The organism is Streptomyces flavofungini (assembly GCF_041028215.1).
Taxonomy (GTDB): domain Bacteria; phylum Actinomycetota; class Actinomycetes; order Streptomycetales; family Streptomycetaceae; genus Streptomyces; species Streptomyces flavofungini_B.
This window is the reverse complement of sequence record NZ_JASKYR010000259.1, coordinates 1-8,992: the sequence shown is the minus strand read 5'-3', so window position 1 is coordinate 8,992 and position 8,992 is coordinate 1. Positions and strand designations below refer to the sequence as shown.

7 protein-coding genes are annotated in these 8,992 nt (G+C 69.4%); 1 reads left to right on the top strand and 6 read right to left on the bottom strand.

The genetic code is table 11. The features are described from left to right. Both AB8Z36_RS19130 and AB8Z36_RS19125 read right to left on the bottom strand, forming a co-directional pair. The coding region (locus AB8Z36_RS19130) for a hypothetical protein (RefSeq protein ID WP_369214550.1) at window positions 1-222 on the bottom strand (222 nt) is incomplete at its 3' end. Between the two features lie 47 nt (window positions 223-269). Beyond that, window positions 270-2,630 carry a DUF6049 family protein gene (locus tag AB8Z36_RS19125; protein ID WP_369214549.1) on the bottom strand — a complete coding sequence of 787 codons (2,361 nt, stop codon included), beginning with the start codon at window positions 2,628-2,630 and terminating at the stop codon, window positions 270-272. 282 nt (window positions 2,631-2,912) lie between these two features. On the opposite strand from AB8Z36_RS19125, the gene AB8Z36_RS19120 reads away from it, so the two are divergent. Next, on the top strand, window positions 2,913-4,379 hold the full coding sequence (locus tag AB8Z36_RS19120; protein WP_369214548.1) for a CCA tRNA nucleotidyltransferase: 1,467 nt from the start codon (window positions 2,913-2,915) through the stop codon (window positions 4,377-4,379). 111 nt (window positions 4,380-4,490) lie between these two features. On the opposite strand, the gene AB8Z36_RS19115 is transcribed toward AB8Z36_RS19120, so the two are convergent. The 4 genes from AB8Z36_RS19115 to AB8Z36_RS19100 form a co-directional block, all read right to left on the bottom strand. Then, the gene (locus AB8Z36_RS19115) at window positions 4,491-4,835 is read right to left on the bottom strand and encodes an LppU/SCO3897 family protein (RefSeq protein WP_369214547.1); all 345 of its coding nucleotides are present in this window, start codon (window positions 4,833-4,835) and stop codon (window positions 4,491-4,493) included. Between the two features lie 330 nt (window positions 4,836-5,165). Beyond that, the gene (locus AB8Z36_RS19110) at window positions 5,166-6,422 is read right to left on the bottom strand and encodes an MFS transporter (RefSeq protein WP_369214546.1); all 1,257 of its coding nucleotides are present in this window, start codon (window positions 6,420-6,422) and stop codon (window positions 5,166-5,168) included. A gap of 89 nt (window positions 6,423-6,511) precedes the next feature. Continuing rightward, window positions 6,512-7,594 (bottom strand): inositol-3-phosphate synthase, encoded by a 1,083-nt coding sequence (locus tag AB8Z36_RS19105; protein WP_369214545.1) that lies wholly within the window; start codon window positions 7,592-7,594, stop codon window positions 6,512-6,514. Window positions 7,595-7,653: 59 nt separating this feature from the next. After that, complete coding sequence (locus AB8Z36_RS19100; RefSeq protein ID WP_369214544.1) at window positions 7,654-8,337, bottom strand: PadR family transcriptional regulator; 684 nt, start codon at window positions 8,335-8,337, stop codon at window positions 7,654-7,656. Window positions 8,338-8,992 lie beyond the last annotated feature (655 nt).

Below are 8,992 nucleotides of genomic sequence, written 5' to 3'. Positions count from 1 at the left end.
CGGGTGGGCCGCGCGGTCGTAGAGCGCCTCCGCCACCGGGTCCTGGGCCGAGAGGTCCTGTCCCCGGTAGGGGTCCTGGTCGTAGGCGTCCTGGAGGTACACGTCGGGCGCGGGCTGCGGTGGGACCTGCTGCCCGTGCTCGCCGGAGCCCTGAGGCGGGCCGCCGGCCGGGCCGGAGCCACCCGAGCCCTGGCCGCGGTCACCGTCGTACGGCGCGTTCATGGATTACCCCACCTCATCGTCCCCGGGCCCACCGGCCACGACATCGCTCAACGGTCCACTCTCTCACCCGTGTCCGACGGGCCGGTGCTTTCCGGGGCGGTGTCCGGTGTCGGGTCACTCGGCTGCTCGGGGCCGCCTTCGCCGGGCGGGGTCCCGTTCTCGTCCTCGGGAGCCGCGTCCGGGCCCTCCGCCGGGCCCTCCTCGGCCCGCTTGCGCGCCGCGCGCTTGCGCTGCGTGTACATCCGGAACCCGGCCAGCACGAGGAGCAGCAGACCACCGGCGATGACCAGCATCACCGCGAGGGTGAACTCCGTGACATTGACCTCGAACTCCACACGTTCGCCGTAAGGCTGTCCGTCCTCCGTGTAGAGCTGCGCGTAGACCGGTACGGGACCGTTGGCCTTCGCCGTGGTGGTGAACTTCACCGACTGGGAGTGCCCACCGGCGATCTTGACCTGCTTCTCCTCGTACTCCCCGTCGCCGATGCTCAGACGCGTGGGCTTCTTGGAGTAGAGCCGCAGGGTCAGGTGCTCCACGCCCTGCACCAGGTTGTTCTGCACCGACACCGGGATGGTCGCGCTGCGTCCGGAGAGCTTCGCGTCCGACCTCTTGATCAGCGAGACCTGCTGGGTGAGATCGTCCAGATAGTTCCGCACACCGTCGCGGTACGTGGTGGCCTCCGCCGGGCGGCCCCGCCAGGAGGTGGACATCCCGCGGTCTATGGCCCGCCTGAACGGGGTGACCACGCGGTCCCTCTTGGTGAGGATCACCTGGAAGCGTTCCAGCGTGCTCTGCGTGTTCCGGAAGGTGACGAAGGCCGACGGCGGCAGCTCCCGCTTGCGCAGCGCGGCCGGGTAGGACCCCGCCGACGGCACCTGCGTCGTGGCCTGCGGGTCCGGCTTCGCCTTCGCCGCGGCGGCCAGGCCCTGGGACTGCGTCCACGTGCCCTCCTGCAGGGCCGTGAGGCCCTTGGCCATCGTCTGCGCCTGGCTGGCCGTGGGCATGCGCTGCGGGGCGATCACGATGCTGCGCTGCTTGCCGGGGACCTGCATGTTGAGCATGAGGCTCTGGGCGGCGAACTCCTGCACGGCGAGCGTGGCGTTCTCGCCCACCGTCATGTCGCCCTCGAAGGCGGTGGACAGGCGCGCGTCGGCCACCACCGCCGTCGTGCCGCCGCCGATGGGCCTGGCCGCGGTCGGCGCGTACGGCAGGGCGGCGCTCTCCCGGAAGCTGTCGCTGCGGGCGATCACCGTGTGGGCGCCCGCCGAGGTGGAGACATCCACGATCGACGGGTCGACGGCTCCCTCGGCGGGCCAGGCGAAGTCGGTCGTCGACTTGGTGTGCAGGATGTCGTTCACCGCCATGGCGCCGGTCTCCGTTGCCTCCTTGAGGTGGCTGAGGGAGCCGGTGACGGCCTTGCCGGTGTGCGCGAGGGAGGCGAGGTCGGGGTCGGCGAAGGGGAGCGCGACGACCTTCTTGTCCTTGACGGCGGATTCGAGGTCGTTGAGCCACTGCTTCGCGACGGCCTGGTGCTTGCCCGCCCTGGTGGTCTTTCCGTCGGAGTTCCGGATGCGGTAGCTCTCCGTCATCGCCTCCACCGAGGCGAGTGTGTCCGGATCGATCACCCAGGTGACGTCGAGGTCACTGCCGAGCGCGAGGAGCTGCTGAAGGCGCCCGCCCGGGGCGAGCTCGTCGGCCAGGTCGTCGTTCTTGAAGACGGGCGTCTGCTGTTCGTCGGACCCGGTCTCCGCGGTGAGATGCGTCTCGGTGATGAGCGGCCACAGATACGTCGTTCTGGTCTTGGTCTCGGCGGCGTCCGGCTGCCACGGCAGGAAGGTGCGCTGGATGCCGAGCACCTGGGGATAGGGCTGTGCGGCGCTCTGGCCGGTGAGGGTCACACCGAGCTGATAGACGCCGTCCGCGCCCAGGTCGAGGTCCTTGACCGGTACGGAGATGCTGAAGTCCGTCCGCACTCCGGGCACGAGCTTGGCGATCTTGTCTACGTACTTGCCGCCCACCTCGGTGCCGTCGGCACCCGGCTGGAAGGTCGTGCGCTTCGCGGCGCTGTCGACGGCGCTGCGGCCGTTGAGGGCCGGTCCGAGGCGCAGCCCGACCTTTCCGCCGGTCACCGTCTGCTTCCCGTTGTTGGTGACGGTGCCGGACACCGTCACCGTGTCTCCCTCCCGGGGAGCGGCGGGGGTGAGCTGGTCGAGCGAGACGTCGACGGGGCCCGAATCGTTGGCGGCGGTGACCGGGGCGCCGGGCACCGCGGCGTCCGCGGCCGGGCTCACCGGGGCCTGGAGGAGTCCGGCCAGCAAAGGGGTTCCCACCAGCAGTGCTGCGGTGCGCCGCAGCCACCGGCGGGCAGGTGTGGGGCGAGTCCCCGGGAAGTCTGCCGCCTCGGCCACGCGTTCGCCTATCCCTCGTCGTCAGTGGTCGTCGGTTGTGCGTCCACGCATGGTAACGATGCGCGCTGGGGCGAAGTGCCGCGGACTGCTCCACGTGATCAGAAGCGGACTGCCGTACGTGCCCGGAAGGGGCGGCAGCGGCGCCGGAACGCGCCAGGAGCAGGTGCGGAATGGGCCAGGAACAGATCCGGAACGGGCCAGGAGCGGTGCCGGGACGCGCCAGGGGCGCCCGTCGGGAATCAGGTCGGCTCCGGTGGCCCGGTGCACGTACCCTTTTCTGTTGTGCCGAACGCCAATGAAGACAATCCCAGCGCACTGAGCCAGGTGCAGCACCGCGCGGTCAGCGAACTGCTGCGGGTGTCCCCTGCCGCGGACGATCTCGCCCGCCGTTTCCAGGAGGCCGGGTTCTCTCTCGCCCTGGTCGGCGGCTCGGTCAGGGACGCCCTCCTGGGGCGGCTCGGCAACGACCTGGACTTCACCACCGACGCCCGCCCCGAGGACGTGCTCAAGATCGTGCGGCCCTGGGCCGACGCCGTCTGGGAGGTCGGGATCGCCTTCGGCACGGTCGGCTGCCAGAAGGAGGCCCGCGTCGGGGACTCCGAGCAGAGCTTCCAGATCGAGGTCACGACCTACCGGTCCGAGGCGTACGACCGCACCTCCCGCAAGCCCGAGGTGTCCTACGGCGACTCCATCGAGGAAGACCTCGTCCGGCGCGACTTCACCGTCAACGCGATGGCCGTGGCACTGCCCGAGAAGGTGTTCATCGATCCGCACGGCGGCCTCGACGACCTGGAGGAGCGTGTCCTGCGCACCCCCGGGACACCCGAGGAGTCCTTCTCGGACGACCCGCTGCGGATGCTGCGGGCCGCGCGGTTCGCCGCGCAGCTCGACTTCGAGGTGGCACCCGAGGTCGTCTCCGCGATGAAGGCCATGGCCGAGCGCATCGACATCGTCTCCGCGGAGCGTGTGCGCGACGAGCTGAACAAGCTGCTGCTCTCGGCGCACCCGCGCCAGGGCCTGGCTCTCCTCGTCGATACGGGCCTCGCGGAGCGGGTCCTGCCGGAGTTGCCCGCGCTCCGTCTCGAACGGGATGAGCACCACCGTCACAAGGACGTCTACGACCACTCGCTGATCGTCCTTGAGCAGGCGATGGCGCTGGAGACGGACGGCCCCGACCTGACGCTGCGGCTCGCCGCGCTGCTGCACGACATCGGCAAGCCGAAGACGCGGCGCTTCGAGGGCGACGGACGCGTCTCCTTCCACCACCACGAGGTGGTCGGCGCCAAGATGGTCAAGAAGCGCATGACGGCGCTCAAGTACTCCAACGAGCTCGTCAAGGACGTCTCACGTCTGGTGGAGCTGCACCTGCGCTTCCACGGTTATGGCACGGGAGAGTGGACCGATTCGGCCGTCCGTCGCTACGTACGCGACGCGGGGCCGCTCCTGGAACGCCTGCACAAGCTGACCCGCTCGGACTGCACGACGCGCAACAAGCGCAAGGCGAACGCGCTGTCGCGTGCGTACGACGGCCTGGAGGAGCGCATCGCCCGCCTCCAGGAGCAGGAGGAGCTGGACTCGATCCGCCCCGACCTCGACGGCAACGAGATCATGGAGGTCCTGGACGTGCGTCCCGGGCCGGTGATCGGCCAGGCCTACAAGTTCCTGCTGGAGCTGAGGCTGGAGAACGGTCCGATGGAGCGGGAGGCGGCGGTGGCGGCGCTCAAGGAGTGGTGGGCCGCGCAGAACTGAGGGGGCTTGGATCGGTGTGTTTCACGTGAAACACACCACGCGCCCGATTTACGCCGAGGGGCACTGTTTCACGTGAAACAGTGCCCCTCGGCGTACCGTCAGGCGTCCTTGTCAGGCGTCCTTCGTGCAGAGCAGGAACTCGTCGCCCTTGCCGGTCTCCGCGTAGAAGCCGGTGGCGCCCTCCACCTTGCGGCACTCGGTCTCGGCGGTGAACTGGGTGAAGTGGCCGTCGATCTTCTTGATGACCTTGGACTGCGCCTCGGAGGACGAGCAGTCCACGACCTCCATGCGGTCCGACGAGGACGAGGCGGACTTCAGGCAGTCGCCGACCGCCGCGGTCTCCGCGTCGTCCCTGCTGGCCCACCAGCCGACCGCCATGAAGATCACGACGACCACGGCGGCAGCGGCCCGCAGGTAGGTCTTGACGGGCCTGCGACGGGGCGCGGGCGGAGGCACGGGACCACCCTGGTTGAAGGCCGGGTAGGGCTGCTGGGGTATGCCCGGCTGCCCCGGCTGTCCCTGTTGCGGAGGATAGGGAGCGCCGCCCTGCGGCTGACCGTAGGGGTTCTGGCCCTGCGGCTGGCCGTACGGGTTCTGGCCCTGGGGCGGGTATGGAGCCTGACCCTGGGGCGGGTAAGGAGCCTGGCCCTGGGGCGGCGGCGGAGTGGTCACTGTGGGAGTCCCCCTTGAACGAGAGCGCGATGGCGCGAATGCGACGCCCGTAAGTTACCGAGGTGGGACGGCCACTCAGAAGCTGAGAGAGGCTCTGTGGCACTGATGTGACACTTACTGCGCGTCAAACCTGGCCAAATACGCAGCAACCGCGGCGTAGAGCAGAGCCACCCCCACGACCAGCGGAACCGAGCGTCCGTCCGGTGGCAGGACCAGTGCCGCGACCGCCGCCGCCCCCACGAAGGCGACGTTGAAGAGCACGTCGTACAGGGAGAAGATCCGGCCGCGATAGCCGTCGTCCACCGAGGACTGCACCACCGTGTCCGTGGCGATCTTCGCGCCCTGGGTCGTCAGGCCGAGGACGAAGGCGGCGATCAGGAGGGGCACGGGTGCGAAGGGGAGGCCGAGCGCCGGTTCGAGGACGGCTGCCGAGCCCGCGCAGACGGTGATCCAGCCGCCCGCTCCGATCCGGCCGACCGCGGCCGGGGTGACCGCGGCCGCCACGAAGAAGCCCGCTCCGGAGATGCCCAGGGCCAGGCCCAGCAGCGCAAGGCCCTCGGACTCCGACGACGACCACGCGTACCGGCACAGCATGAGGACCATGACCGTCAGGGCGCCGTAGCAGAAGCGCAGCACCGTCATGGCGGCCAGCGCGCGCAGGGCCTTCGGGCGCTGCCGCAGATGCCGCATGCCCGAACTCAGCCCGCGTGCCGTGCCGGCGAGCGCGGCCGCGAGCCGCGGTTGCACGAGGTCGGGGTCGGGGCCGAGCAGTTCGCGGGCCATGCGCAGGGAGGCGAGCGCGGCACAGAGGTAGAGGGCGGCTCCGAGCAGGACCACCGCGGCGTCGGAGTCCGAGGCCACCAGGCGCACGGCGAAGGCGAGACCGCCGCCCAGGGTCGCCGCGAGTGTTCCCGCGGTCGGCGACAGGGAGTTGGCGATGACCAGGCGCTCGGCGTCGACCACGCGCGGCAGGGCGGCGGAGAGACCGGCGAGCACGAAGCGGTTGACGGCCGTGACACAGAGCGCGGAGGCGTAGAAGAGCCAGTCGGGGACGCCGCTGAGCATCAGCACGGCGGTCAGCGCGGCGAGCGCGGCCCGCAGAAGATTCCCGTACAGGAAGACCTGGCGGCGCCGCCAGCGGTCGAGCAGGACACCCGCGAAGGGGCCGACGAGGGAGTAAGGAAGGAGCAGCACGGCCATCGCGGAGGCGATCGCCCCTGGTGAGGCCTGTTTCTCCGGTGAGAAGACGACATAGGTGGCGAGTGCCACCTGGTAGACCCCGTCCGCGCTCTGGGAGACGAGGCGGACGGCGAGCAGACGTCGGAAGTCCCGCAGGCGCAGCAGAACACGCAGGTCACCGACGACAGCCATAAGCCTCACCCTTGTCCGGACTCATATACGAGGAGGGTCCCCGGGGCACACTGCCCGGGGACCCTCTACGCGTGACGTGGAGAGCGCGCTCAGCGCTCGACCTCGCCCTTGATGAACTTCTCGACGTTGTCGTAGGCCTCATCGTCGAAGTACTGGACCGGCGGGGACTTCATGAAGTACGAGGACGCGGAGAGGATCGGGCCACCGACCCCGCGGTCCTTGGCGATCTTCGCGGCGCGCAGGGCGTCGATGATGACACCGGCGGAGTTCGGGGAGTCCCAGACCTCGAGCTTGTACTCCAGGTTCAGCGGGACGTCACCGAAGGCGCGGCCCTCAAGGCGGACGTAGGCCCACTTGCGGTCGTCGAGCCATGCGACGTAGTCGGACGGGCCGATGTGGACGTTCTTCTCGCCGAGCTCGCGGTCGGGGATCTGCGAGGTGACGGCCTGCGTCTTCGAGATCTTCTTCGACTCCAGGCGGTCGCGCTCCAACATGTTCTTGAAGTCCATGTTGCCGCCGACGTTCAGCTGCATGGTGCGCTCGAGGCGGACACCGCGGTCCTCGAACAGCTTCGCCATCACACGGTGCGTGATGGTGGCGCCGACCTGCGACTTGATGTCGTCGCCGACGATCGGGACACCGGCCTCGGTGAACTTGTCCGCCCACTCCTTGGTACCGGCGATGAAGACCGGCAGCGCGTTGACGAACGCGACCTTGGCGTCGATGGCGCACTGCGCGTAGAACTTCGCGGCGTCCTCGGAACCGACGGGCAGGTAGCAGACGAGGACGTCGACCTGGCGGTCCTTGAGGATCTGGACGACGTCGACCGGGGCCTCGTCGGACTCCTCGATGGTCTGGCGGTAGTACTTGCCCAGGCCGTCCAGGGTGTGGCCGCGCTGGACGGAGACGCCCTTGTTCGGCACGTCGCAGATCTTGATGGTGTTGTTCTCGCTGGCCCCGATGGCGTCCGAGAGGTCGAGGCCGACCTTCTTCGCGTCGACGTCGAAGGCGGCGACGAACTCGACGTCACCGACGTGGTATTCGCCGAACTGGACGTGCATCAGGCCCGGGACCTTGGTGTCCGGGTCGGCGTCCTTGTAGTACTCGACGCCCTGGACCAGCGAGGCGGCGCAGTTGCCCACGCCGACGATGGCTACGCGAACCGAACCCATTCCGGTTGCTCCCTGTGTGATCTCGGTATTCCGGATGAGACCCGGCAAAACGCTGGGTCTCACTTGGTGGGGTCATCGGACGGATCCGGCGGCGGGTTCTCCCGCCGCCGGGGCAGGCCCGCCGACTCCCCGGATGTGCTGTCCTGCTGAGCGGAGCTCTGGGGGGCGGACCGTTGCTGGCCCCGCCCCGCGCGCTCGCTCTCGATGAGCTCGTTCAGCCAGCGCACTTCGCGCTCCACGGACTCCATGCCGTGCCGCTGCAGCTCAAGCGTGTAGTCGTCAAGGCGCTCCCGGGTACGGGCCAGGGAGGCGCGCATCTTCTCCAGGCGCTCTTCGAGGCGGCTGCGGCGGCCCTCGAGCACCCGCATGCGTACGTCTCGCGAGGTCTGCCCGAAGAAGGCGAAGCGGGCGGCGAAGTGCTCGTCCTCATACGCGTCGGGGCCGGTCTGCGAGAGCAGGTCCTCGAAGTGCTCCTTACCTTCGGCCGTCAATCGATAGACGATCTTGGCGCGGCGCCCCGCGAGCGGAGCGGCGAGGGCGTCCTCGGAGGTGCTGCCCGTCTCCTCGATCAACCAGCCGTTGGCGACCAGCGTCTTGAGGCAGGGGTAGAGCGTCCCGTAGCTGAAGGCGCGGAACACCCCCAGCGATGTATTGAGGCGTTTTCGCAGCTCATAGCCGTGCATCGGGGACTCGCGGAGCAGTCCGAGCACGGCGAATTCCAGGATGCCGGAGCGCCTGCTCATCTTCGCCTCCCGTCTGCCTCGGTCCCTCACCACGGTCTTTATGCCGAGCTGATGTATCGACTCGATACATCGAGACGATAGAACGGTGCCCGGGTTGAGACAAGAGGGGGCACGGTGAACGGCGTCACATCACCGATTCGTAGGAAGGAACTTGCCTGATTTGGGGTGAACTTCGGCTCTAGGAGGGTTTTGACGGTGCGTAGTCTGTGCGCCATGTATGCCGCCGGGAACCATGTGACGCGAGGGAGCGTCGTCGTCCCTGGTGTAGTGCGGGTGAGTGCCGGAACGGGCGCATCCGTACTTCGGGGGGACCGGAAACCAGCCGCCGTTTCCAGGCGCGGACAACTGCGCCTGCCCGAGGAGTAATCGTTCGATGAGCGAGCACCGTCGCAAGCCGCCGCAGCCGCAGGGCGGCGGACGCGCCGCGGCCAGGCGTGGCGCCCAAGGAGCGCCGTCGGGCCGCCGCGCGGCACCGCGAGATGCCACTGGATCGCCCTCTTCCTCCTATGAGCCGCACGGGTCCGGGCCCGGGGAGGGCGGAGACCGTCCCTACGGTGGCCGGGCCGAGGCCCGGCGCGCCGCTCAGCGCAGTGGTTCGGCCGGCGCGGGTGGCGGACGACGGCGGGCCGCCGAGGGCGCCGGAGGCGGCCCGCCG